Origin of the sequence: Labrenzia sp. PO1 (genome assembly GCF_012273635.1) — a bacterium.
Classification (GTDB): domain Bacteria; phylum Pseudomonadota; class Alphaproteobacteria; order Rhizobiales; family Stappiaceae; genus Roseibium; species Roseibium algicola.
Window position 1 is genome coordinate 544,906 of record NZ_JAAXCR010000002.1, and the last position, 25,507, is coordinate 570,412.

23 protein-coding genes are annotated in these 25,507 nt (G+C 59.8%); 8 read left to right on the forward strand and 15 right to left on the reverse strand.

What is annotated here, in order from left to right; translation table 11 throughout:
• The 6 genes from HCG46_RS10410 to HCG46_RS10435 all read right to left on the reverse strand — a co-directional run bounded on the left by HCG46_RS10410 (position 1) and on the right by HCG46_RS10435 (position 6,308).
• Positions 1 to 930, reverse strand: coding sequence for a 3-keto-5-aminohexanoate cleavage protein (locus HCG46_RS10410; protein ID WP_023001910.1), 930 nt, complete (start codon positions 928 to 930; stop codon positions 1 to 3).
• 10 nt (positions 931 to 940) lie between these two features.
• Positions 941 to 2,296, reverse strand: a complete 1,356-nt coding sequence (locus HCG46_RS10415) for an aspartate aminotransferase family protein (protein ID WP_023001911.1) — start codon at positions 2,294 to 2,296, stop codon at positions 941 to 943.
• Entirely contained in the window at positions 2,293 to 3,378 is a 1,086-nt protein-coding gene (locus HCG46_RS10420; RefSeq protein WP_168686127.1) for an ABC transporter ATP-binding protein, read from the reverse strand. The genes HCG46_RS10415 and HCG46_RS10420 overlap by 4 nt, the downstream gene beginning before the upstream one ends.
• A gap of 86 nt (positions 3,379 to 3,464) precedes the next feature.
• Positions 3,465 to 4,604, reverse strand: coding sequence for an extracellular solute-binding protein (locus HCG46_RS10425; protein WP_062491878.1), 1,140 nt, complete (start codon positions 4,602 to 4,604; stop codon positions 3,465 to 3,467).
• Positions 4,605 to 4,656: 52 nt separating this feature from the next.
• Complete coding sequence (locus HCG46_RS10430; RefSeq protein ID WP_077290682.1) at positions 4,657 to 5,442, reverse strand: ABC transporter permease; 786 nt, start codon at positions 5,440 to 5,442, stop codon at positions 4,657 to 4,659.
• Positions 5,442 to 6,308, reverse strand: a complete 867-nt coding sequence (locus tag HCG46_RS10435) for an ABC transporter permease (RefSeq protein WP_031269698.1) — start codon at positions 6,306 to 6,308, stop codon at positions 5,442 to 5,444. The genes HCG46_RS10430 and HCG46_RS10435 overlap by 1 nt, the downstream gene beginning before the upstream one ends.
• A 108-nt stretch (positions 6,309 to 6,416) precedes the next feature.
• Here HCG46_RS10435 and HCG46_RS10440 point away from each other — a divergent pair, with 108 nt between their 5' ends.
• The 3 genes from HCG46_RS10440 to HCG46_RS10450 all read left to right on the forward strand — a co-directional run bounded on the left by HCG46_RS10440 (position 6,417) and on the right by HCG46_RS10450 (position 10,143).
• Positions 6,417 to 7,385 carry a LysR family transcriptional regulator gene (locus HCG46_RS10440; RefSeq protein WP_023001916.1) on the forward strand — a complete coding sequence of 323 codons (969 nt, stop codon included), beginning with the start codon at positions 6,417 to 6,419 and terminating at the stop codon, positions 7,383 to 7,385.
• Between the two features lie 162 nt (positions 7,386 to 7,547).
• Entirely contained in the window at positions 7,548 to 8,630 is a 1,083-nt protein-coding gene (locus HCG46_RS10445; protein ID WP_168686130.1) for an OmpA family protein, read from the forward strand.
• A 7-nt stretch (positions 8,631 to 8,637) separates the two neighbouring features.
• Complete coding sequence (locus HCG46_RS10450) at positions 8,638 to 10,143, forward strand: caspase family protein (RefSeq protein ID WP_168686132.1); 1,506 nt, start codon at positions 8,638 to 8,640, stop codon at positions 10,141 to 10,143.
• A 48-nt stretch (positions 10,144 to 10,191) separates the two neighbouring features.
• On the opposite strand, the gene HCG46_RS10455 is transcribed toward HCG46_RS10450, so the two are convergent.
• The 4 genes from HCG46_RS10455 to HCG46_RS10470 all read right to left on the reverse strand — a co-directional run bounded on the left by HCG46_RS10455 (position 10,192) and on the right by HCG46_RS10470 (position 15,191).
• Entirely contained in the window at positions 10,192 to 10,848 is a 657-nt protein-coding gene (locus HCG46_RS10455; RefSeq protein WP_168686134.1) for a class I SAM-dependent methyltransferase, read from the reverse strand.
• A 32-nt stretch (positions 10,849 to 10,880) separates the two neighbouring features.
• Positions 10,881 to 12,143 (reverse strand): DUF3419 family protein, encoded by a 1,263-nt coding sequence (locus HCG46_RS10460; RefSeq protein WP_168686135.1) that lies wholly within the window; start codon positions 12,141 to 12,143, stop codon positions 10,881 to 10,883.
• 243 nt (positions 12,144 to 12,386) lie between these two features.
• Positions 12,387 to 13,595, reverse strand: coding sequence for a L,D-transpeptidase (locus tag HCG46_RS10465; RefSeq protein WP_208992242.1), 1,209 nt, complete (start codon positions 13,593 to 13,595; stop codon positions 12,387 to 12,389).
• Positions 13,596 to 13,859: 264 nt separating this feature from the next.
• Positions 13,860 to 15,191: a dihydroorotase gene (locus HCG46_RS10470; RefSeq protein WP_023001922.1), complete on the reverse strand. Its 1,332-nt coding sequence runs from the start codon at positions 15,189 to 15,191 to the stop codon at positions 13,860 to 13,862.
• A 195-nt stretch (positions 15,192 to 15,386) separates the two neighbouring features.
• On the opposite strand from HCG46_RS10470, the gene HCG46_RS10475 reads away from it, so the two are divergent.
• The 5 genes from HCG46_RS10475 (at position 15,387) to HCG46_RS10495 (ending at position 20,095) form a co-directional block, all read left to right on the forward strand.
• Positions 15,387 to 16,301 (forward strand): folate-binding protein YgfZ, encoded by a 915-nt coding sequence (locus tag HCG46_RS10475; protein ID WP_353621816.1) that lies wholly within the window; start codon positions 15,387 to 15,389, stop codon positions 16,299 to 16,301.
• A gap of 23 nt (positions 16,302 to 16,324) precedes the next feature.
• The gene (locus tag HCG46_RS10480; protein WP_055657932.1) at positions 16,325 to 16,987 is read left to right on the forward strand and encodes an HD family hydrolase; all 663 of its coding nucleotides are present in this window, start codon (positions 16,325 to 16,327) and stop codon (positions 16,985 to 16,987) included.
• Between the two features lie 54 nt (positions 16,988 to 17,041).
• A complete protein-coding gene (locus HCG46_RS10485) occupies positions 17,042 to 17,548 on the forward strand; it encodes a tyrosine phosphatase family protein (protein WP_023001925.1) in 507 nt (168 codons plus the stop codon).
• Positions 17,549 to 17,568: 20 nt separating this feature from the next.
• Positions 17,569 to 18,612 carry a hypothetical protein gene (locus HCG46_RS10490; RefSeq protein WP_055657931.1) on the forward strand — a complete coding sequence of 348 codons (1,044 nt, stop codon included), beginning with the start codon at positions 17,569 to 17,571 and terminating at the stop codon, positions 18,610 to 18,612.
• 313 nt (positions 18,613 to 18,925) lie between these two features.
• Positions 18,926 to 20,095, forward strand: a complete 1,170-nt coding sequence (locus HCG46_RS10495) for a cell wall hydrolase (RefSeq protein ID WP_023001927.1) — start codon at positions 18,926 to 18,928, stop codon at positions 20,093 to 20,095.
• A 34-nt stretch (positions 20,096 to 20,129) separates the two neighbouring features.
• On the opposite strand, the gene HCG46_RS10500 is transcribed toward HCG46_RS10495, so the two are convergent.
• The 5 genes from HCG46_RS10500 to HCG46_RS10520 form a co-directional block, all read right to left on the reverse strand.
• The gene (locus HCG46_RS10500) at positions 20,130 to 20,633 is read right to left on the reverse strand and encodes a YqhA family protein (protein ID WP_062491880.1); all 504 of its coding nucleotides are present in this window, start codon (positions 20,631 to 20,633) and stop codon (positions 20,130 to 20,132) included.
• Positions 20,634 to 20,744: 111 nt separating this feature from the next.
• Positions 20,745 to 22,262, reverse strand: coding sequence for a malonyl-CoA synthase (locus HCG46_RS10505; RefSeq protein WP_168686139.1), 1,518 nt, complete (start codon positions 22,260 to 22,262; stop codon positions 20,745 to 20,747).
• A 92-nt stretch (positions 22,263 to 22,354) separates the two neighbouring features.
• Positions 22,355 to 23,620 carry a malonyl-CoA decarboxylase gene (locus tag HCG46_RS10510; protein WP_023001930.1) on the reverse strand — a complete coding sequence of 422 codons (1,266 nt, stop codon included), beginning with the start codon at positions 23,618 to 23,620 and terminating at the stop codon, positions 22,355 to 22,357.
• Positions 23,620 to 24,936 (reverse strand): TRAP transporter large permease, encoded by a 1,317-nt coding sequence (locus tag HCG46_RS10515; RefSeq protein WP_023001931.1) that lies wholly within the window; start codon positions 24,934 to 24,936, stop codon positions 23,620 to 23,622. Before HCG46_RS10515 ends, HCG46_RS10510 begins: the two co-directional genes overlap by 1 nt.
• Positions 24,936 to 25,484 carry a TRAP transporter small permease gene (locus tag HCG46_RS10520; RefSeq protein WP_168686144.1) on the reverse strand — a complete coding sequence of 183 codons (549 nt, stop codon included), beginning with the start codon at positions 25,482 to 25,484 and terminating at the stop codon, positions 24,936 to 24,938. The genes HCG46_RS10515 and HCG46_RS10520 overlap by 1 nt, the downstream gene beginning before the upstream one ends.
• Between the last annotated feature and the right edge of the window lie 23 nt (positions 25,485 to 25,507).

Here is a 25,507-nt window from a genome sequence, read left to right on the forward strand (position 1 = left end):
TCAGAAGGCCGTCTCGCCGGCCCCTTTGAGGCCCAGCATCTGCCGGGCTTCTTCCGGTGTTGCGACCGTTCGCCCGAGTTCCTCGACAATCTTGCGGATCTTGGTGACCTGCTCCGCGTTGGAACGGGCCAGCTTACCCTTGGCGATGTAGAGATTGTCCTCCAGCCCGACACGGACGTGCCCGCCCATGCTGGCAGCAATGGTGGCGAAAGGGATCTGCTGTCGGCCCGCCGCAAGAACGGAGAAGACATAGTCGTCGCCGAAAAGCTTGTCCGCCATCCGCTTCATGTGCTGCAGGTTTTCCGGGTCCGCACCGATACCGCCCAGAACGCCGAAGACGAACTGGATGAAGTACGGCGGCTTGACGAGACCCCGGTCGGCGAAGTGGCGCAGCATATAAAGATGCCCGACGTCGTAGCATTCGAACTCGAAACGCGCACCGCGCTGCTGGCCCATCTGCGTCAGCACGAATTCGATATCCCGCGGTGTGTTCTTGAAGACGAGATCATCCGTTCCGCGCAGGAAAGGCTGCTCCCAGTCATGCACCCACGCGTCGTACCTGTCGGCCAGCGGATAGAGCGCGAAATTCATCGTGCCCATGTTGAGTGAGCACATTTCCGGCTCTGCCTTCAGCGGACCGGCAAGCCTGTCCTCCAGGCTCATGATGGCGCTGCCGCCGGTGGACAGGTTGAGCACCGCGCCGCAGCCCGCCTTGATCTCCGGAAGGAAGGCCATGAAGTCGGCCTCCCGCGCCGACGGCTGGCCGGTTTCCGGATTTCGGGCATGAAGATGCAGGATTGCGGCGCCCGCCTCGGCAGCACCTATCGCCTGGCCTGCAATCTCGGCAGGCGTCACCGGCAAGTGAGGCGACATGGTGGGTGTATGAATGGAGCCCGTGACGGCACAGGTGATGATGATCTTGTCTGTCATGTCTTGAATGTCAGCTGGCTCTGGCCTGTTGCTGCGAAATCCTGTCGAGAAACTGGCGGAGAGAAAGGTCGAGACCTTCAATGATCTCGGCTACATGATCCGGTGTCGAGATCATGGGAGGCGCAATCAGGAAGTGGTCGCCGCTGTAACCGCCCCGCGTCCGGCGGGAATAGATGATAAGGCCGTTCTCGTAAGCTATATCGACCAGTTCGTTGAAGGCGTTCAGTTCCTTTGCGAGCGGTCTCAGGCTTGCACGGTCCTCGACCAGTTCGAAGGCCAGCAACAGCCCTTCGCCGCGTACGTCGCCGATGATCGAATAGCGGTCCATTAGCTTCTTCAGTTCGCTCTTCAGGAGCGCCCCGGTCTCCGCCGCGTTCTGGCACAGGTTTTCCCGCTCGATCTCTTCCAGCACCGCCAGACCGGCAGAGCAGGCAAGCGGATTGCCGGCATAGGTGAAACCATGCAGGAAACCGCCATTGTCGAGCACATTGGTGACGATGTCCTTATGCGCAATCATGGCGCCCAGAGGTGCATAACCAGCAGCAAAGCCTTTGGAGATCACCAGAATATCCGGATCGACATTCCAGTGTTCACCGGCGAAGAACTTTCCGGTCCTCCCGCCACCGGTCATGACCTCGTCATGGATCAGCAGGACGCCATAGCGCGTACAGATCTCGCGAATGCGTTGCATGTACCCCTTCGGCGGCACGAGCGCGCCGGTGGAGGCGCCACCGATCGGCTCGACAATAAAGGCCAGGATCGTTTCCGGGCCTTCGGACAGGATCTTCGCCTCCAGCATGTCGGCGTAGTGCCTGCCCGTTGCCTCGTCGTCCGGATCCAGCCCGTCGAGATAGGCGCGCGGTGCCGGAATCTTCGGCATCGGCCGCATCATGGGGTCGAACGGCGCGGTAAGGGGTGCGTAGCCTGTCAGGGCGAGAGCGCCGAGCGTGCAGCCGTGATAGCTCGGTTCGCGCGAGATGATCTTGTAACGCTGCGCCTGGCCGATCGCGATGGCGTTCTGGCGGGCCAGCTTGATGGCGCTCTCCACCGCTTCCGACCCACCGGAAACGAAGAACACCTTTTCCAGCCCCTCGGGCGCCAGTGCGGCGGTCCTGGCGGCCAGCAGCTCCGCAGGCTCTGTCTCGAAATGGAGGCGGTACCCGAAGGTGGACTTGTCCATCTGCTTGCGCATTGCCTCCAGCACGCGCGGGTTGGAATGGCCGATGTTGCAGACCATCGCCCCGGACGAACCATCGAGATAGCGCTTGCCGTCGACGTCCCACATGTAGACACCGCGCGCCTGGTCCAGAACGGGCCGGCGCTGACGAGACTGATAGAACAGATGAGAGGTTTGCGGACGGCTCATGAAGCAGCTCCAGGCAGGGCTGCGCAGTCGCGCGGACGGAAGCGAACGGAGACGTCCGAGCCTTCCTCGAAAGGGTGCTGATCGATCATGTTGATCACCTGAAGTTGCTGGTCGCCGACACGCACGAAATACCGTGCCGCCTGACCCTGGTAGTCCACCGCCTCGACCTTGCCGTCGAGCGCGATGCGATCATCCGCCGGAGCGGATTTTTCCGCCAGCAGAAGTTTTTCAGCCCGGATAACAAGCTGTGCAGGACCGGCCTGCGAAAGATTGGGAGCCTTTTCCCTCGGCACATTGATCTTGCCGAAGTAAGGCAGTTCAAGGGACAGCTCCTGCCCGTTCACCGCCTGGCACGTCGCTGGCAGAATGTTGGAGATGCCCAGGAAGCGCGAAACGAACTCGCTTGCAGGCGTGTTGTAAACCTCCTGCGGCGTGCCGATCTGCTCCACCCGTCCGTTGGACATCACCACGATCCGGTCGGACATGGCGAGCGCTTCGGACTGGTCATGGGTAACGAAGACGGTGGTGATGCCGATCTGGTGCTGGATGCGCTTCAGCTCAACACGCATGTCCTCGCGCAGGTTGGCGTCGAGCGCGGACAGCGGTTCGTCCAGAAGCAGCACGTCCGGCTCTATGACGATGGCCCGAGCCAGCGCGATACGTTGCTGCTGACCACCGGAAAGCTGCTTGGGATAACGGTCGCTGACATGGGGCAGCTGAACCAGTTCCAGCGCCTCGCGCACTTTCTTTTCGGCATCCGCCTTCGGGATATCGCGGTATTTCAGGCCGAAAGCCACATTTTCGGCAATCGTCTTGTGCGGAAAGAGCGCGTAGTTCTGGAAGACGAGACCAAGGTTTCGCCTGTGGATCGGCACGTCGTTGATGCGTTGACCCTTGATGGTGATGTCGCCTTCGGAAGGGTCGATGAGACCGGCGATCATCCTGAGGGTGGTCGTCTTGCCACATCCGGAAGGGCCGAGTAGCGTTACGAAGCTTCCGTCCGGGATGTCCATGCTCATCCGGTGAACGGCGGTAAAGCCACCGAACTTCTTGACGATATTGTTAAGGGAAACCGCGCTCACGCAAATTCTCCAGATCCTGGGGAGAAGACGACCTTCCGGCAATAACTGCCGGAAGGTACTGGGTCAGTGATGGGGCCGTACCGGGCTCAGTACCCCTTCTGGATCCGTCCGAACATCTTGGACCAATCCTGTTCGTGACTGTTCCAGTATTCCGGATTGGCGAAGGTCAGACCGTCAAGCGTGCCCGTCGGATCGAACGCCGGAAGGGTCGGGATTTTCTTGCCGAGATCAACCTTTGTCGGGTCAAGCGCCGGCGGGTAGTTCTGGCCTTCGGCGACCGCGATCGAGGTTTCGGGCGCCAGCATGAAGTTCAGAAGTTCCTCGCAAGCTTCCATGGGCGAGCCCTTGATCACGAACAGGCATTCCTGCCAGCCGAAACCGTTGGGCGGATCGATATAGCCGATGTCATGGCCTTGCTCCTGAAGGGCGTAGATCCGGCCGGACCAGCCCTCGGTAACGTAGATTTCCTCTTCGGCCAGAAGGCTCATCAGTTCCGCGCCGGACTGCCAGTATTTCAACAGCAGATCACGGTTGGTGCGCACAGCCTGCCAGACGGCATCCATATCCGTTGCGTTGTTCGGATCCTGGTCGGTCTGCAGCGATGCGTACCAGATGCGGGTGCGCCAGTCGGACCAGCCGCCGATCTTGCCCTTGTAGGCTTCATCGATCAGGAGCTTTGCACCCTTTTCCTTGGCTTCGTCGTCGGAGATGTATTTCCGGTTATAGGCAATGCCTGTGGTGCCGTAGTCATAAGGCACGCAGGACAGCTTGCCGTCTGTGACACCGCGGAAGACGTCGGTGAGTTTCGGGATCACGTATTTCAGGTTCGGGATGTTGTCCTCGTTGAGCGTCGAGTTCAGCCCGAGATTGACATAGCGTGCGTAGTCGAAGACGCCTGACAGGTGCGCGATATTGTATTCGCCTTCCTGGCTGGCCTTGACGCGCGACAGATATTCATCACCGCCGCCGAACGTTCCGTCGACAACCTTGATGCCGGTCTTTTCGGTGTAGGGATCGAAGGCATATTTGCGGAAGGCTTCCGAGACGACCCCGCCCCAACCATCGAAGCGGACTTCCTCCGTCGCAGCCATGGCATGGCGGGCAAAGGGTGTCTGCACTCCGTAGGCCAGACCGGCCGCCCCGATCAGCCCGAGAAACTTGCGGCGGTCGAGATCACCGTTGAGATAGCGTTCGCGCAGACGCTCATAGCGTTTGGTATTGTCCATCTTGTTTTCCACTCTGGTTCTTGTGTCGGTTTCTTGCTTTGATCGCGCGGTTCTAACCGCCGCGCTGCATGGCCATCCGCCGGGCGATTGCCAGCCCGAGAAGCGGCAGGCCGACGGTCAGGAAAATCATCACGGTGCCGAGCGCGTTGATCTCCGGGGAGATGGAATTGCGCAGCATGGCAAAGATCTGGGTGGGCACTGTTTCGACACCGCCCGGCTTCCAGAACAAGGTGCCGGTGATATCGTCGAAGCTGATGGTGAACGCGAAGAGCATACCGGCGAAGACCGCCGGGGCCAGCAGCGGCAGCGTGATCTGGAAGAAGGCCTGCACGGGACTTGCGCCAAGGCTGAGTGCGGCTTCCTCGTAATCGCGGCGGATGCCGACAAGGCGGGCCTGCACCACAAGGATGACAAAGGGCAGCGTGAAGATGACGTGCCCCATCAGGAGGAGGAAGAAGCTCTTGTTGATCGACAGGAAATTCAGGAACAGCAGCAAGGCGACCGCCAGCACCACCTCCGGCACCAGGATCGGCGCAATCAGGAGGGTGGAGATCAGGTTGCGGCCGGGTACCTCGTAGCGCACCAGGGCAAGACTTGCCAGAACACCAAGTGTCGTGGAGATCAGCGCGGTCAGGGCACCAAGGACAATCGAGGTCTGGAACGCCCGCAGGATGGCGTCGTTTCCGGCCAGTTCGACGAACCAGCGGAACGAGAAGCCGGTCATCGGAAAGCTGCCGAACTGGCTGGCATTGAAGCTGAGCAGAACCACCACCGCGACCGGCAGGAACATGAACAGATAGACCAGCAGCGTATAGGCCCGGATCAGTTGCCACCCCATCAGCCAAGCCCCTTCATCAATTGGCCCATGCCGAGATAGTGGTTGTAGATCAGCACCAGGGCGCCGAGGACGGCGAGCAGCATGAGCGAGAGCGCGGAGCCGAGCGGCCAGTTGAGCTGAGTGATGATCGCCTCGAAAACGAGATTGGCGAACATGGCGTCCGTCGGACCACCCAGAACCAGCGGCGTGATGTAGGTACCGGCGCTCAGTACGAAACAGAGCAAGCCGCCAGCGGCGAGCCCCGGCAGGGACAGCGGCAAGGTGACTTCCCGGAATGCCTGCCAGCGGGTGGAGCCGAGGGAACAGGCCGCGTCCTCCAGCGAAACATCGATCCCTTCCAGCGCCACATAGACGTTCAACACCATGAAGGGCAGCAGGAAATGCACAAGGCCGAGGATCACGGTCGGCTCGTTGTAGAGCATCTGGACCGGTTCGGAGACAATGCCGAGGTTGAGCAGGGCCCAGTTGACCGCACCGGATACACCCAGGATGTTGATCCAGGACATGGTCCGGATGATGTAGCTGATCCAGAACGGCAGCATCAGCAACAGCAGCAGTAACGCCTTGTTGCCACGTGAACGGGCAATGAAATAAGCCGCCGGATAGCCCATGACGGCGCAGGCAAATGTGGTGATGGCGGCAATCCGCAGGGTACCGAGCAGGATGTCCCGATAGAAGGGATCGGTCAGCGCCTCGTTCCAGTTGTCCAGGTAAAAGCCCGCCTGGTCAGCGCCCGTGGCCGTGCGCAGCCAGAACGAATAGACGACAATAAAAACGAGCGGCACGAAAAGCAGCAGCCCCACTGCTGTGAGCGCAGGGGAAAGGAGTATCCATGGCTGTCGTTTTTCCCGCGCCTCGACGCTCATGCGCTCAAACCCTGCCAGATGCCTTGTCAAAATTGCTTGACTTCAGCGTCGCAGGCAGGTGTTCATTGATCAAATAGATAATGAAAATTATAATTATAGATCTAATCAATGGCTGATGGATTACGCCCGATCCAGGCGGAACGGCTTGCCCGCGAACTGGACTGGAACCTGCTGAGAACCTTCATCGTCCTGGCCCAGTCCGGAAGTGTGACGCGGGCGGCTGACAGACTGCGCCTCAAGCAGCCCACCGTTTCCAGCGCACTGAAGCGGCTGGAGGACCGGTTGGGACGCAAGCTCATCAATCGCAAGCCGGGTCAGTTCGAGCTGACGGAAGCCGGCGAATTGCTGTTGAAGGAAGCCATCGAGATCCAGGGATCCATCCTGAGGCTCGGGACCCTGATGCGTGACGTCACCGACGAGATCCGCGGCCACGTCGAAATCGCCATGGCCAGTCACGTGGTTTCGCCGCTCTATGACGACACCCTGCGCGAGTTTCACGAACGGCACCCGGCCGCAACACTTACCATCAACGTTTCGGCCAGCAAGGATGCACTGGAAGCCGTCACATCCCGCCGGGCTTCGCTCGCCGTCTGCCTGGTGCGCGAACGCAATCCAAAGCTTGAGTACCTGCGCCTTTTCCGGGAGTTTTTCGGCCTCTTCTGCGGTCCGCCTCACCCGCTTTACGGCAAGACCAACCTGACAAAGGCCGATCTTGCCGGTCAGTCCGCCGTCAGCTTCGTGACCGACCGGCTGGAAGACGCCCTTCGTCCGGTAACGCTGATGCGGGCGGAAGCGGATCTCGAAGACCGGATCGTCGGCACATCGGCCAACCTGGAAGAAGTCCGGCGCATGATCATTGCCGGACTGGGCATCGGCCCCTTGCCTGTCCACGTTGCCAAGCGGGATATTCGAGAGGGTCTTTTGTGGCAACTCCCACCCTATGACGCGCTGCCGGAGATCGACGTTCATGTGGTCTGGAACCCGAAGGCGAAACTGAACCGCGCCGAACAGGCTCTTCTGGACATGCTGCTGGAAAAGATAAGGCTGACGCCGATAGAGGAGCGGACCTATCGCTGACACATATCGCAGAGCATTGGCCTGCCGGCTTCTTTACCAACCCGAGCGACCAATACGGGAAACCCGGCAGCGGCCCGTTGCATTCCCCCGCTGACGTTGTAAAACTTTCAGGACGCTACGAAAATTGGCGATCAACGCCGTCCGGGTTGAAGGGGTAGGAAGATGAATGGTGTGCGGTTCGCCTGGAAAATGCTCTTCCTTGCGCTGGTGACAGTGGTCCTTATTCAGTCGCCTGCCAATGCATCGGAAGAATTCTTTGAAGGCGGCTGGACCCTGCAACGGGATGCATCTTCCCTGCGGTTCCAGTCGGTCAAGAACCTGACCATCGTTGAATCCAGTTCTTTCGCGGAATTTGAAGGCGGCATTGACGATACCGGCAACGCCAGCGTCCGCATCTTTCTTGACTCGATCGATACGAAAATCGACCTCAGAAACGTGCGCATGCGGTTTCTCTTCTTCGAAACGTTCGAGTTCCCTGAAGCCGTCATCTCGACGAAAATTGATGCGTCAGCCCTGGCTGACCTTCCGACCGTCAAACGCAAGACGATCCCGCTTGCCTTCAATCTCGACCTTCACGGCGTCTCAAAACCGTTCGAGGCCAATGTTACGGTGACCTATCTGAGCGAAGACCTGGTTGCCGTTTCGAGCACCGCGCCGGTGTCTGTCGCAGCTTCCGACTTCGCTCTCGGTGGCGGTATCAAGAAGCTCGAGGAAGCCGCCGGCGTCGTCATCGTGCCATCGGCAACGGTCTCCTTCGATTTCATCTTCGCCCGCAAATCGGGCGAAACGGACGAGGATGATACCGACGACCAGCCCCAGCAGGCGGCCGCTTCTCAGCCAGCTGCAAGCACCGCGCTTGAGCCGGAAGGCAACCTGGACAACGAGGCTTGCACCGGCCGGTTCGAGATCCTGTCCCGCACGGACAACATTTACTTTCCAAGCGGCAGTTCGCAGCTTGATCCGCGAAGCCAGCCACTCCTGAACAGCCTCGTTGACATCATCATGAGATGCCCGGAACTGACCATTGAAGTCGGAGGACATACCGACAGTGATGGCAGCGATACATCGAACCTGGCCCTGTCCGAACGCCGGGCGGGTGCGGTCAAGCAGTATCTTGTCTCCAAGAACGTTCCCGACAGCAGGATCAGGAGTGTCGGGTATGGCGAAAGCCGTCCCGTCGCTCCGAACACCTCCGCGGAAGGAAAGCAACGCAACCGGCGGATAGAGTTTGTCGTTGTCGAATAGGTCCAACATGCACCGCTTTGCAATCGCAATCCTCCTGGCACTGACAGTGACCATTGGCGCGCTGTCTGAGAGGGCTCACGCGGAACCGCGGCTGGCTCTGGTTGTCGGCAATGGCGCCTACACGACCGTGACGCCACTGGACAATCCGGTAAACGACGCAAGCCTGATGGCCGACGCGCTGCGCAAGGTTGGCTTCGAGGTTACCCTCGTCACCGACTCCAGCCAGAACGAGATGATCACGGCGATTTCGCAGTTCGGCAGCAAGTTGCGGGCCGCGGGCGAGGACGCGACCGGGCTGTTCTATTATGCCGGCCACGGCGTGCAATCGTTCGGTGCAAACTTTCTCCTTCCAGTCGATATCGAACTTCAGGACGCTGCCGACCTCAGCCTGGTCGGGGTCCCTGCGCAGGCCGTTCTGCGGCAGATGTTCTCGGCACGGAACCGGACCAACATCGTCATTCTGGATGCCTGCCGAAACAATCCGTTCGTTTCCATCCCGGACCTCAGCGACAACGGTCTGGCAGAAATGAAGGCCCCCAGAGGTACTTTCCTCTCCTATTCCACCGCACCGGGCGACATCGCGCTCGATGGTATCGGCGGCAACAGCCCCTTCACCGAAGCGCTGGCCCGGCACATGCCGACACCCGGCATGCCCGTCGAAACCCTTTTCAAGGCGGTGCGGGTCGATGTTCTGAAGGAGACCGGCAACCAGCAGACCCCGTGGGACACGTCCTCCCTCACCGTTGATTTCCAGTTTGTCCCGGCCAAGGCTCCCTCTGCCGAGGAAGTCGAGCTGCGCCAGATCTGGGACACGGTGAAACTCAGCAAGGACCCCTTGCAAGTCCTCCTGTTCCTGCGCGCGCACCCGGACAGCCGATACTCCGCAGAAGCCAGGGAACTCCTGACGGCTCTGATGGAGAAGGAAACGCAGCCCACCGCGCAGGCGACACCTGCCCCACAACAGGAAACCGAACCTGCCACGCCCCAGACAAGCGAGCGTGACATGATCGAAACAGCGCGCCGAGAGGGAACCGCAAGCGCCTATCAAACCTATCTGGACGCATATCCGAATGGTGCCTTTGCCGAACTCGCACGTCTGGAGCTGCAAACGATCGTCAACAAGGAGCAGAGCACGGATCCGGTCGCCAGTCAGCCGCAGCAGGAAGACGCGCCGGCCATCGCCGAGCAAGGCTCACCTGCCGCCGAGCCGGGGGAACCGTCAGCCGTCATAGCATTCAACGCCCCCCTTGCCATGGGAGAGCCGGATATCGCCACCCGAAGCATTTCGGAGCTGATCACCGGATCGCCGAAATTCCCGCCGATCGAGGGCCTGCCGGAAGCGGTCTGGAAGGACAAGACTTGTGCCGCCTGTCATCAATGGGAGCAGGCGAACCTGTGCGACCAGGCCAAGACCTACGTCGCAGACAAGTCCAGAACCATCGAGAAACAGCACCCCTATGGCGGCACTTTCAAGAATGCGTTGCGGCTTTGGGCCGAACAGGGGTGTCCGTAACTTCGACGCCGGTTCTGTAGCGATCCGACGTGTTGTCGCGTACCTCGGTTACTGCGATTTCGAGATCACCGCATAGTCGGAGTAGCCGGCGTAAAGGCGATGGAAAGAGGCAACGGCGCCGATGCTGGCAGCCAGGGCTTTCAACTCGCCTTCCAGGTCAGCTCGTGGAGATACGTGGAAGGATTTGAGCCAGGCAAACAGGACGCGCTTGAACCAGCCGGGCAAGCGTTCCTGCTGACCGAAATCGACCACGTGGATCCGCCCGTCCGGCGCCAGCCGCGCGGCACCTGCCGCCAATGCTTCGCGCCAGATCGGGATCATGGACAGCGTATAGGAATAAAAGACGCGGTCGAAAGCCGGAACACCAAAACCTTCCGTTGCCGCCGGGTTTGCGGCATCGCCTTCCACAAGCGTAATCCGGTCTGTCAGGCCTGCCTTGTCGATGTTCTTCTGGGCGGTTTCCAGCATGTTCCTGGAAATGTCGAGACCGTAGAAACGAACGTCCGGATAGGCTTTCGCAGCCGCAATCAGGTTCCGGCCGGTGCCGCAGCCAAGTTCCAGCACGACGCCGTCTCGCGGCGGCTGAAGCTCTCGGATCAGCTTGTCGCGCCCGAGCAGGTAGAACTTGCGGGTCAGGTCGTAAAAATGGCGCTGATGGCGATAGACGGCATCCATCAGCCGGGCTGTTTCGACGGCTTGGGTCATGACGCTATGTTTCCGTACGCAGGACGGCCAGCTTAGCCGTTGAACACATAAAGATGGAAGCCACCATAAATGGAGGAGCGGTCCTGACGGCCCAGCTCCAGGCTTTCCTCTTCCTCGTAGGTCCAGCGGTTCAGGATCTGGTCGGATACGCGGCCCGGCAGAAGTGTCGGTTCGGCAGCGGTGCGGAAGATGACCCGGGCACCTGGAAGAGCGGTCCGCGTTATCTCGGTCCAGAGTGCATTGAGCTGATGGTCTGTCATCCAGTCCTGGGCGTCCAGCAGCACATAGGCGTCAAGCGTATTGTCCTGAACCGACTGAAGGTGTTCGGTAAAATTGCGATTGAGCACGCGGACCCGGCCCGCACGCTGACGGATTTCCTCGAAATGCTCGCGCTTTAGGTATGGCGGCAAAGGCCCGGCCGGCCCAGTGCTGTCCTGACCGCTTGGAGCATAACCACGGCCGAAGGCCTGCCAGGCGAAATAGTTGTCCTGCATGGAGAAGTCGCAAGCGAGTTTCTCAAGCCGCTGACGCAGAACCGCAGACATGTCGCGTTCGGCACTGGCCGATACCAGGGCGTCATACTGCGCCGGCGGAATGCCGAGGCCGTAGAGCGACATCTTCTTGGACGTAGCCCAGCGCACCAGACGCTTGTCGAACAGCGGCGCCAGTGCGGTATCGAAGAAAGTGCGCTGTTCTTCCAGCGACCTTGTCTTGACCATGTGCTTCGGGTCGATGCCATAGAGCCTTGCGACCAGGTGTCCCGCGCCGATGCAATAGCCCAGCAGACCGTGATGATAGAGGTCGCGCGAGAACAGCGTGATCCTCTTGCGGCCCCAATTGGCCATGTCACGGCCTTCCCAGTAGGCGACCGTTTCAGGATCGAGCTTGTCTTTCAGGAAACGCTGATAGGCGGCAACATTGGCCTTTTCGTCTGCTTCGCCGAAGAACCTGTAGAAGACCTCGTAATTCGGCAGATGCTTGGCTGCCGCCAGTTTCAGCCGGCCCAGCGCCACATGTGCACGGTTGAGGTCCACCGCAGTGATCTCGGCCGGATTTGCCGTCAGGTAGGACATGACGTTGCAGCCGCCCGACGCGATCGTGATCATTCGGGAGTCCGGCGTCAGGCGAAGAGCCCTCATGTCGACATCCGGATCTTCCCAGATCTGCGGATAGACAAGGCCCTTGAAAGCGAATGTGAACAGGCGCTCGAGAAAACCGTCCTTGGAGGTGGCTTCGGAACGGTGAACCGCATTCTTGAGACGTTTCTTCGATGCGGTAAGCGTGCTCTGCGCCATGTCTTTCTCCCGAGTCACCTGCGCCAATAAACTGCCTTCCGATACGTGACGGACGCGACAGTTTGGTGACGTTTGCGGAGAAACGAGCCGTTATCCGGATAATAAACCGCCAGTGAAGACCTGCCTCAGCAGTCAGGAGCGTCTTCGTCGATGGGAAGCCTTCCTCCCCAGCGGAAACGAAACAAAAAAGCCCCCGCCGAAGCGGGGGCTGTGTTTCCGTCCAGACCGTTGGGAGATCCGAACCTAGCGCGTGATAACCACGAAGTCGGTGCCAAGACCCGTGTTGCGGGTGAAGTTTCGGTCCGTGACCGTCAGGGACGAACCCGGGGTCAGCATCCTGGAAACTTCAAGCGCGACCTTCTTGGACATCTCGATCCGGTCGAGAACGTCCATCGACGCGCCACCGCGTTCACCTTCGGCAGATACCGCCATCCACTCGACCGACGAGTCACCGGGCTTGAAATCCATGGCAGTGAAAACGTGCGTTCCGATTTCCTGGTCGATATCCTTGATCGAGACAGGGGCGGAATAGACATCGCGGAACTTGCGACGGATCCGCAGCGTTGCATTCTTCGGCTCTTCGTATCCGGCATCGGCATGGATGCGGAACTCAAGCGCATTGGTCAGCTGACCAGTTACCGGCAGTTCGGCACCTTCCTGGTACAGGCTGATTGCTGCACGCGTCTTGCGGCCCATGACACCGTCTTCCGGACCGGCATTGAAGCCCATCTGGTTGAGCAGCTGTTGCAGCACCTGAATGCGGCTTGGTGCTTTCTGCGGCGTGATGATCATCCGAAGAGGCTGATCGAAATAAGGATTTTCCGGCTGTACTGCCGGCAGGTTAGCCTGCAGGGGCGCTTCCTGAATGGCACCACGCAGAGCCGGATCGGCTGCAATGGTCTCGTCCGTCAGGCTTGCGACCTCGGTTTCAGGCACATAGGGCTGCGGCAATACAGCGTGATGCACACCAAGCGGGTTCGCCTCGCCCCGTGTCACGACAACATGCATGCCGCGCTCGGTCATGCTGTAAAGCGACTGTGCAAATGCTTTCGGAAGACGAATGCAACCGTGCGAAGCCGGATAGCCGGGCAACCTTCCGACATGCAGGGCAATACCCGACCATGTCAGACGCTGCATGAATGGCATCGGCGCATTGTCGTAGAGGTTGGAAAAGTGCTTGCGCCTCTTTTCCAGAATGGAAAACACACCGGTCGGTGTGCTGTGGCCGCGCTTCCCGGAGGAAATCGACGACACTTCGATCAGATCAAGGCCGCGATAGACCTTGATCTTCTGCTCGTCCAGCGACACCAGCATGTGCAATGGCGGTTCGCTTGTCACATCCGTTTCCGGAGCGGCGTCACGCGCGAATGCGGCCGACATGGCGGCGAACGAAATAACTGCGGCACCGGTCAAGTTGAGCAGCGAGCGCTTGTGCCTACTCCGGCTATTCATTTCCAATGACAACATCCCTGAGCTCCCCAACGCAAATACCCATAAAGCTCGATTAAAACTGTAACCAACATCTGTGTAGATCGGGTTAGGAAACACGGTTACTTATTGGTTTCCTTCGACCTTTCAGCCGCAAAGTCGCACATTACCCAGCTCGCGGCTGTTATTCACATCACATTTTGTACAGCTAGCAGCCACAACGTGAACGGGGCCTGAATGGGGAAAACGGCCCATTCACGCCAACGGTTCCCGCAGGAGTGGCTTTTCTCAGGCTTTCAGTCCGTCCAGGAAACGGACGGGTTCGCCACGCGAGGGTGTCGTCAGCTCGCCGTCCCACATGACGCGCTGCCCGCGGACAACAGTCCCAACCGGCCAGCCGGTGACGTCCTTGCCGTCATAAGGTGTCCAGCCGCACTTGGAGGCAATCCACTCGTTGCGGATCGTTTCCTTGCGCTTCATGTCCACCACGGTGAAGTCGGCATCGTAGCCGACTGCGATCCGGCCCTTGAGCGCCGTCTGGAAAAGACGGGCCGGGCCTGCACTGGTCATGTCGACAAAACGCGCGAGGCTGAGGCGGCCTGCGTTGACATGATCCAGCATGATCGGAACCAGCGTCTGCACACCGGTCATTCCCGACGGGGACGCCGGATAGGGCTTCTGCTTTTCTTCCAGAAGATGCGGGGCATGATCGGAACCGAAGATGTCGAGAATGCCCTGCTGCAAGGCCCACCAGAGACGTTCCGAGTGGCGCGGTGCACGCACCGGTGGGTTCATCTGAACCAGCGTACCCAGCCGGTGGTAGGCTTCGTCCGTCAATGTCAGGTGGTGCGGTGTCACCTCGATGGAGGCGACATCCTTGTGGTCGATCAGGAAATCGACCTCCTCTGCCGTAGACAGATGCAGAATGTGGATCTTGGCGCCGGTTTCGCGCGCAATGCCCACAAGACGCTGGGTGCACTGAAGCGCTGCGATCTCGTCACGCCAGATCGGATGGGAGCTTGGGTCGCCTTCAACACGTTCTCCCTGACGTTCGCGCAGGCGGAATTCGTCCTCGGAGTGGAAGGCCGCCCGGCGGCGGGTTACGGACAGGATTTCCTTCACGCCCTGGTCGTCTTCCACCAGAAGGTCGCCGGTGGAAGACCCCATGAACACCTTGATGCCCGCTGCCGCCGGCAGTCGTTCCAGGTCAGGAATGTCCTTGACGTTATCCCGCGTTCCGCCGACCCAGAAGGCAAAGTCGCAGTGCATGCGGTGGTGTCCGCGCCGCACCTTGTCGGCAAGGGCTGCCTCGGAAGTCGTCAGCGGATTGGTGTTCGGCATCTCGAAGACCGCGGTGACGCCGCCCATGACGGCAGCACGGGAACCGGATTCCAGGTCTTCCTTGTGGTCGAGACCGGGCTCGCGGAAATGCACCTGGGTGTCCATGACGCCCGGCAGGACATGCAGCCCCGTGCAATCGACCGTTTCGCCTGCCTGTGAAGCGTCGAAGGAGCCTATGCCGACAATCCGGCCGCCGCGAACAGCGACATCACGCTGCCCCTCGCCGTCCTGATTGACTACGGTTCCGCCCTTCAGGATCAGGTCATAGGTCGCGCTCATGTGGCTCCTCCGCGTTAATTCGGGTCTGTCGGCAGGTCTATTTAACGGGCTTATACGCGGCCCGGCGGCAAAGGACCAGACAGGGGTCGACAGATTCAGAACCTTGCCCACGGTGGGGAAAGCGCCTATGTGGCACTCAAGTGAAACTGGCCAGTCAACCTGTCTGAATCAGTCATCCGTTCCATGGAGCCTGCCGTGTCGACCCTGTCCTATGCCCACCTGTCCGACCGCTCGTTGATCCGCGTTGGCGGTGCCGAGGCACAGCATTTCCTGCAAAACCTGGTGACGGCAGATATCGACGGCATGACGGAAGGTGGCGCTCGCGCAGGTGCCCTGCTGACGCCCCAGGGCAAGATCCTGTTCGATTTCCTGATTTACCGCGTCGAAACCGGGTACCTGCTGGATGCCCCATCAGAAACGGCAGCTGACCTTCTGAAACGGCTGACATTCTATCGGCTGCGGGCAAAGGTGGAACTGGAACTGCTGCCGGAAGACATCGGTGTGATTGCGGTTTGGGATGGCGCTTCGGAAGCGGGCAACGCTTTGAACCTTGGTCTGGAGGCAGCCCTGGCCTGCGTCACGGATCCGCGGCTGCCAGCGCTCGGGATGCGTATTTCCGGTTCAGTGGCTGATGTTTCCGCAATGCTCGACGGTTCACCCGCGGACGTTGCAGCCTATGATCTTCACCGCATTTCAAATGGCGTGCCGGAAGGTCTGAAAGACTACGACTACTCGGATATTTTCCCTCACGATGCCGATCTAGATCAGCTTGGCGGTGTCTCCTTTTCCAAGGGATGTTACGTCGGCCAGGAAGTGGTTTCGCGCATGCAGCACCGGGGCAGCGCCCGCAAGCGGTTCGTTCAGATCGAAAGCGGCGCGATGCTCCCCGAAAAGGGCGCCGATATCATGGCCGGCGGCAAATCCGTCGGGGCGCTCGGGTCCAGTGCCGGTACCGGTGACAGCGCTGTGGGCCTTGCCCTGCTCCGTCTTGACAAGGTAGCCCAAGCCAAGGACAACGGCATCCCTCTGCAATGCGGTGACGCGGAGATTCTGGTCAAGGTGCCCGACTGGGCATCGTTTTCCTTGCCGGAGCCCAGCACCGCGGACTGAAACCGCGAGACCTTTGAGGACCGATGGCCTCTGCCCGAACCGACCAGCCCCCGCGCGCCTGGCAGCGCATGTTGTCCGGCAGACGGCTCAATCTTCTGGACCCCTCACCGCTCGACGTCGAGATCTCCGACATCGCCCATGGCCTTGCCCGTGTCGCCCGCTGGAACGGACAGACCTATGGCAACCATGCCTTCTCGGTCGCGGAACATTCGCTGATCGTTGAAGACATCGCCATGATGCTGAAACCGGACCTGCCGCCGCACTGGCGCCTGGCTGTTCTGCTGCATGATGCGCCGGAATATGTCATCGGCGACATGATATCTCCCTTCAAGTCCGTCATTGGTGAAGCCTACAAGGGGGTGGAATCCCGCCTGCAGGGGGCAATCCACCTGCGGTTCGGTCTGCCCGCGGCAATTCCCGTGGCCGTGAAGAAGCTCGCAAAGCGCGCCGACATCATCTGTGCCTATTTCGAGGCGGTGGAACTGGCCGGTTTCGACGAAGACGAAGCTGCCAAGATTTTCGGCAAACCACGTGGTTTTCCGCTCGATGCGAACGGCAAGTTGCGTTACGGCCTTGAGCCTCTGCCGGTGAAATCTGCCCAGGAAATGTTCATGCAGCGCTTTGAAGAGATCGAAGCCCTGCGCGAAGCTGGGAACAACCCGAAAAGCAGACAAGCTAACGGGTGACCTTGCCCACGAATGACCCTAGTTTATTGACGGATACGAAGAACCGGTTCTGTCATGCTGCACGTTTGTTCCCTGTCGAAATTGCCCGAAACGGTGGTCTCCACCGGCGCCAAATCCGTGATCACCCTGATCAACGCCGAAATGAGCGTGCCGACCCCTGTCGGTATCTTGCCGGAACGCCATCTGTTTCTTGCCTTCAACGACATTGTAACGCCGGTGAAGGGGCTGGTTCCGGCCAGTGAAAGGCAAGTGGAGGCTTTTCTGTCCTTCGTGAGATCCTGGGACCGGCAGGAACCGCTGGTGATACACTGCTGGGCAGGCATCAGCCGCTCGACGGCCGGTGCCTATGTGGCAGCTTGTGCGCTTAACCCGAATGCGGATGAATACGATCTTGCGAAGATCCTTCGGACGCGGTCGCCGTCGGCCACACCGAACGCCCGGATTGTTGCGATGGGCGACAAGATCCTCGGCCGTGATGGCCGCATGATCGACGCCATCCGGGGCATCGGCCGCGGTGCAAATGCCTTTGAAGGCAACCCCTTTGTCATGCCGATCGACTGACGACCAACCACGGAGACGCAATGCCCCACCGGCAAGCCAATATTGAAATCGGATTGAATGCCGTCATCGTATCGGTTGCCGGAGGCCTGCCCCAGATCGTTCACGTGAACGATGCGAAGGAGGCCAGTACACAGACAGGCCAGCAAACCGGAGCAGAGAGCGGCACGAACGCGCCGGGTGAGGCAACACTCGACAGCCTTCCGTTTGGTCCATTCGACCCGATCCGTCACCGCACCTTCGAAATCGGCCTGCGCTCCTGGGTGGAAAACCAGACCGCGCTGAGGTTGGGATATGTCGAACAGCTTTACACCTTCGGCGACCGTGGCCGGCACCGGGTCTTCGGTGATGAAGGACCGCATGTGGTTTCGGTCGGATATCTGGCTTTGACACGTCAGACCCCGGATTCGGAAAGCATGCTCCTGCGGCACGATTCGGCATGGCGTTCCTGGTACGACTATTTCCCCTGGGAAGACTGGCGCACCGGGCGTCCCGATGTCCTGGATCGGGACATTCTGCCGGCTCTCGACGCCTGGTCCAGCGAACCGCCGCCTTCGGGTGAGCCGCCCAAACCACTTGGGCGTCAGGAACGGGTGCGGCTTGCCTTTGGCACCGGCGGGACTTCCTGGGATGAAGAAAGGGCACTGGAGCGGTTCGAACTTCTTTATGAGGCTGGCCTCGTCGAAGAAGCCCGGACCGATGGACGGCCCGCGGCCCTGCGGCGGTCAAACCTGCCTTTTCTCGGCGCGTCGATGCGCTTCGACCATCGCCGGGTGCTGGCGACAGCCATTTCCCGGTTGCGCGGCAAGTTGAAATACCGACCGGTGATCTTCGAACTGATGCCGGAGACCTTCACGCTCACCGAGCTTCAAACCTCTGTCGAGGCCATTTCAGGACGTCATCTGCACAAGCAGAATTTCCGCCGCCTGGTAGAAAACGCCGACCTTGTTGAACCGACCGGTGCAACATCGACCGCGACCGGGGGCCGCCCGGCCGCCCTGTTCCGGTTCCGCCATCAATTGTTGAGCGAACGGCCTGCCCCCGGGCTTCGTGTAGGCGGGCGCTGACGGCTTTCTGCGATTTTTTTCGACACGGCCATTAAAGTTAAGTCCTTAGTAATATTAACCATAACTCCTCCTATCGGCGCGAAAACTTCCACGATTTTCCACGAATTCCAGTCTTATTAACGCTCTTTCAAGGTTAAGCAGACATCTTCAATTTCAGCGTCGTTGTTTACACAGCGTTCACGCTGTTCGTCCGGCGTTTTCGGGACGATGTGTAACGAGTTGGAGTTGGCTGCGTATGTCTGGCCTTAAGTCCCGCAACGGAAAGCGGTTTTCTTCTAAAGTGACACAAGATTTCGGCCCGGTCCGTGCGCGTATGCGACGGCTCAAATATGTTCTTGTTGCCTGCCCACTGGTCTGGCTCGGTATCGGCGGATCGGTTGGAAACCAGGACATCTTTTCGCTCGTCAACTCGCGCAAGGCGGAATCGCCGCGCTGGATGATGTATCTTGAGCCAGCGAATTTCACGACCAAGGTTGCACCGAAACTGGCGCTCGGCACGACGCCGGTACCCGACCATATCTCTGCACCGATCCTGACACTGACGTCCGCAGATGAGGATTTCGAGGCCAGGCCACTCGTCGGTTTTGAAGAGGTCGCCATGAACGCCAGGCCGACCGAAGTGCCCGACACGATCCTCACCAACAGCACCGCCAAAAGCGACCGCTTGATCACGATGGCGCCGGACCGCCAGATGGTCGACAGGGCAGCCGGCAATCTCTACGCCATGTCGAGCCTGATCTCGACGGAGAAGAAACACGAGGATCTGCCGCGCGTCGCCTTCGTCAAGGCGCAGCCGCTCAACTCCCAGGAAACCAGCATGCTCGCCAGCAACGGCAAGGATGGTTTCCCGGAAGGTGGGCCGCTGGACCTGCAAAAGGTCATGATGGCGCGCAATGCCGCTGCCGCCAGCTTCTCCCTCGTTTCCGCCTACGCTCCTGAAAGCGTGAAGGAAACCAAGGAACCCTTCGACGCGCTGTTCGGCGCTGCCATGTACGAGCAGGAGCTGCCGCCGCCGGAAGATCCCGACAACCCGCATTGGTGGGCGCAAAAGCCGCTGCCGCTGTCCGTTGGAGACAAGAAAGAGCAGCGCTGCCTTGCCGAGGCCATCTACTTCGAAGCTCGCGGTGAAAGCGAAGATGGCCAGGTGGCCGTCGCACAGGTCGTGTTGAACCGGGTCAAGAACCCGGCCTACCCGGACAGCATCTGCGGCGTCGTTTACCAGAACCGCCACAAACGCAACCGCTGCCAGTTCTCCTTTGCTTGCGATGGTATCAAGGATCGCATTTCCAGCCCGACCGCCTGGGCCACGGCCCAGAAGCTGGCAAGGGATGTCGCTGACGGCAAGCGCTATTCGAAGATGGTCGACGCTTCGACCCACTATCATGCGACCTACGTCAACCCGCGGTGGGCGAAGTCCATGGCAAAACGCGGCAAAGTCGGCCTGCACATCTTTTACAAGACCTACGCCGGCGGCTGGAACTGATCCTGCCGCCCAGGGCCTTCCACGTCCTTTCCCGTCAGTCGCTCGACTTGAAGACGTTGGTGACCACATAAGTTGCCAGAAGGACGAGATGAAACCCCAGAAGCGCGGCAACCTGAAGCGGTGTGGTCTGGGAAAATTCCAGAAGTTCGCTCAATACGTGGATCGATGAGATGATGATGATCGTCGAGACGATCCGGTGCTTCATCCGCCTGTAGGCCTTCTCGCCCTGCTGGATGTAGTCATCGCCCTGCACAAGCGCCTTCAGCCGGAAGGTGTTGTAGGTGTTGGTCGCCACCATGATCACCAGATTGGCGATGAACACCATGTCGAGCAGATTGAGAATCAGCAGAATCGTCTTCTTTCGATCCAGAAACTCGAAGCTCTGGATCGCGTCGTAGATATCGACGAAGAAGGTGACGAGAAACAGCACCATGGCAACAGACAGACCGGCCAGGATCGGAACCTGCGCGTAGCGGGTCAGCCTGATTACCGGATCGCTTGCCGAGATCTTGCGGTCTTCGTTCTCACGTTCGCTCATGTGCCTGCCCCGACTGTCCTTCTTCAGAGCTAGCACGAGTATGGATTGCAGACCAACCCGGAAGGTCGGCCTGCAAACTGCATTCACGGCCGGCATCTAACGCCGGCCGGATCAAGCGGTTGCGAAAGTGTCCTTGAACTGCTCGCGAAGAACGTTCTTCTGGACCTTGCCCATGGTGTTGCGCGGCAGGCTGTCGACCAGAACAAGCTTCCGCGGATGCTTGAAACGGGCGAGCGATGTTCCGGCAACAGCAAGGATCGCGTCCAGATCGGGCGTTTCCGGGCTATCCGGCACCACCAGGCCCAGCACTGTTTCTCCGAAATCGGAATGCGGCACACCAATGACGGCGCTTTCCCGAACCCCGGGCTGGGCATCCAGGATCAACTCGATTTCCTTCGGGTAGATGTTGTAGCCGCCGGAAATGATCAGGTCCTTGTTGCGCCCGACGATATGGACATAGCCGTCTGCGTCGATCATCCCGAGATCACCGGTGATGAAGAAGCCGTCCTCCCGCAATTCGGCAGCGGTCTTCTCCGGCATCTGCCAATACCCCTTGAAGACGTTCGGGCCGCGCACCTCGATCTGGCCAACCGTTTCGGCCGGCAACGTGTCGCCCGTCGCGGGGTCCGTGATCTTCAGTTCCACGCCCGGGAGCGGGAAACCGACCGTCCCGGCGCGGCGTTCGCCTTCATACGGGTTGGAGGTATTCATGTTGGTTTCGGTCATGCCGTATCGCTCCAGGATCCGGTGACCGGTCCTTTCCTCGAACTGCCGGTGCGTTTCGGCAAGCAGCGGCGCGCTTCCGGAAATGAACAGCCGCATGCCCTTTGTGAGGTCCGCCGTAAAACGCTCGTCCTGAAGCAGTCGGGTGTAGAAGGTCGGCACACCCATCATCGTCGTTGCCTTGGGCATCAGATCGATCATGGCGTCGAGATCGAATTTCGGCAGGAACAGGATGGCACCACCAGCAGCCAGCGACACGTTGGTTGCAACGAAAAGCCCGTGAGTGTGGAAGATCGGCAAGGCATGCATCAGAACATCCTTGTCGGTGAAGCGCCAGAGTTCCGCCAGGGTGGCGGCATTCGACAACAGGTTCGCCTGTGTCAGCATTGCCCCCTTCGACCGCCCTGTCGTGCCGGAGGTGTAAAGGAAAGCGGCCAGATCGTCCGGCGCCCGTTCCACCGTTGCAAATTCTGAGGGTTTGGCTTTGGCCTGATCCGTCAGCGACCCGCTTCCGTCAGCGTTGAGCGTCTCGAGGCGGGCGCCGAGTTTCGAGACGACAGGGTCCAGCAAGGTCTTGCTGCCACCGTCGCAGACCACGGTCCTGGCGCCGCTGTTTTCGATAAAATAGCTGAGCTCATCGACGGTGTAGGCCGTATTGAGCGGCAGGAACACGATCCCCGCCTGAGCACAGGCCGCGTAAAGAGCCAGAGACGTGGCTGACTTTTCGACCTGGGCGGCGAGCCGGTCACCAGCCACCATGCCGTTGTCGGTCAGAACATGGGCAATCTGCGCCGCGCTTTCCAGAAACGCAGCATGGGTCAGGATGGAGCCGTCCTGAAAGATCAGAAAGGGAGTGTTCTTGCCGGCATGCTTTCCGAACAGTTGGTCGTAGAGTGGGTTTGTCATCTATGGGGCTCCTGGATCAGCAGGCTTTCGATCTAACCTTGCAAGGCCAAAAAGCTGATCGATTCTATATTGTTAGAGCTTATTAGCCGCATTCAGTTCAGTGCGGAAAGCTCTAAAGTGAACGCATTTTCTCCAGCAGTGCTGAGTGATTTGATTTCAGAAGAAGCGGCAATTGTCCGGGTCGAAGCGAACCTCTCATGGTTCTGGGTTACCTTCTCCAGATCATAGAGATAATTGACCATGACGCCGGCAGACTGCTTCATTCCCTTGTCGGAAAGATCCGCGCCTGCGTGCACCTGGTGGACCAATGCACCGTTGCCAAGGTGGAAGCGGGCAACTGGGTCCAGCGGCAGACCGTCCTTTCGCTTTGCGGTCATCAGGTACCGGGCTGCAAGCTTGCGCAAGGTATCCTCGTCGGCAGAGCCGTGGTCGATCCCCTCGCCTTCCAGCCAGCGGACCAGCCCCGGGATCGGCGACAAGGTTACGAATGTCTTGAGCTTGGGCAGCTCAAGCGACAAATCCGCGGCCACCTGTTTGATAAGCGAGTTGCCGAAGGAAATGCCGGCAAGGCCGGCCTGGCAGTTGGAGATCGAATAAAACACCGCGGTATCCGCCGTATCTGCTTCGATTTGGGTTCTGTTTTCGGCAAGAAGACCCTGGATGGAGCCTGGTATTCCCTTTGTCAGGGCAACTTCGACGAAGATCAGCGGCTCGTCCGGCATAGCCGGATGCAGAAACGCGAAGCACCGTCTGTCGACAGGTTCCAGACGCCGGCGAAGATCGCTCCAGCTGTCGATCGCGTGAACGGCTTCGTAGGCGATGATCTTTTCCAGAAGCTGGGCCGGGCTTTCCCAATTGATCGGCCGAAGCACCAGGAAGCCGCGATTGAACCAGCTGGCAAACAGATGCCGGAAGTCCAGATCAAGCGCCTGAAGGGCATCATCGCCCTTGCTGAGGCGCAACAGGTCCTCGCGCATGCCGACCAGAAGCCGGGTTGCGTCCGGAACCTGGTTGAGCCGCCGGATCAGTTCCTGCCGCGGAGGTTCGACAGCCTCCATGAATTCGCGGTAACTGGCCTTCGACTGCCCCTTCTCATAATGCTCCAACGCCGATCTGACAGCCGGAGCCGATACGGCCAGACCGTCCGCGAGATGACGGAAGAAGGCACGTTTTTCCTCGTCATTGAGAGCGCCATACCGGCTGAGGATCTGCCGGGCAAGATTTTGCCCGGAGACCTCCCCGGTTGCACCGATCAGATCGGCGACGAGCGCCTCGAGCGGACGGTCATCCGCCTTGTCCGCCCCCTTCGACAGGTATCTTCGTTCGAAAACGGTCGTCAGCAGATCGGCCAGAAACATCACCGCGCTTCTCCCATCACCACGTCCGGCAGCCAGGTGGCCAGTTCCGGAAACAGACAGAGGATGACGATCGCCACGAACATGCACGCCACGAATGGCAGGGACCCGGTGAGGATCGTCTTCAAGGAAATGTCCGGAGCGATGCCGTTGATCACGTAGAGGTTCAACCCGACCGGAGGAGAGATCAGACCGATCTCCATGTTGATGGTCAGGACAACCGCGAACCAGATCGGATCGAAGCCGGCTGTGGTGATGATCGGCAGCAGGATCGGTGCCGCCATCAGGATCACCGCGACGGGCGGCAGGAAGAAACCGGCAATCAGCAGGAAGACGTTGATTGCCGCCATCAGGATCCAGCGGTTGACGGACAGCGTGCCGATCCATTCTGCAATCGCCTGCGTGATGAAAAGCGACGACAGCATGTAGGAGAAGACACCGGCTGCCGCGATGATGAAGAGGATCATCACGCTTTCCCGCGTACTGTCGCGCAACACCGTCCAGAGCAGTTTCGGGCTCCAGAGCCGGTAGATGATGACCGCGATCAGCAGACAGAGCAGAGCGCCGACGGCAGCGGTTTCAGACGGTGTCGCGATGCCGCCGTACATGGCATAGAGCACACCCAGAATAATGAGCATGAACGGCAGGACGCGCGGCAGGATCTCGAACTTTTCCGCCCAGGAATAGTTGCCCGCGCTGAGCACGCTGGCATTGCCGCTGCGCCAGGTCGAATAGAGCGACCAGGCCATGAAGAGGCCCATCAGCATCAGGCCGGGAATGACACCTGCCAGGAACAGACGACCGATCGAGGTTTCGGTTGAAATGCCGTAGACGATCATCGTGACGGACGGCGGGATCAGGATGCCGAGCGTGCCGCCCGCGGCGATGGAACCGGCGGCGACACCATCCGGATAACCGCGCTTGCGCATTTCCGGAATACCCATCTTGCCGATAGCCGCACAGGTGGCGGGTGAAGACCCGGACATGGCAGCGAACAGGGCGCATGCACCGAGGTTCGAGACGACCAGTCCACCGGGCACCCGGGTGAGCCAGCGTTCCAAAGCTTCGTAGAGATCGGCCCCCGCCCGAGTGGAGGCGATGGAGGCGCCCATGATGATGAACATGGGGATCGACAGAAGGGCGAAGTTATCGAGTTTGCCGAACAGGATTTCGGGCATCAGTTCGAGCGACCGGAAGCCGTCGAATGCCAGCAGGAAGCCGGCGGAAACGATCAACAGACCGATCGCGACGGAAATGCCGGAGAAGAGGACCAGGATGGTGGCGACCGCCACCAGGGCGCCGAGCAGCAAGGGATCCATTATTTGTCCTCCAGACCGAAGGGTTTGTCGATACCGATGAGAACCGCGTAAAGATCTGCGGCGAGCTGCAGCAGCAGCAGTCCGAACCCAACGGGGATCGACAGATACGGGATCCAGAGCCTGACGCCCCAGACAGTGTCTGAGGTCCAGCCCTTCGACCAGGCGAGGTACCAGAATTCAGTGCCGTAGAAGAGCATCATCGCCATCACCAGGATCGAGATTGACAGCGTGATGCAGGCCAGCACGAAGCGGGCACGTGGTGCCAGCGACATGGGAAACAGGTCGACATTGACGTGCCCCCGAAGCCGCTGAACGTAAGGCAGCCCCACAAGGGTTGCGGCGATGACCAGATAAATGACCGTTTCGGTCTGCCAGACGGTGGAAGCGTTGAGCACGAGGCGCACGAAGATCATCTGGCAAGTGACGACGACGGCGACAACGATCATCGCTGCCGCACACCAGCCGGCCACGGTCGAAATCGCTGCGACAACGCGCAAGAAGGGGTTGCTGCCGGCATGCGCTACCGCAGCCGTACTGTGGCCCGCCATGGGTCACTCCTTGAAATGAGGTC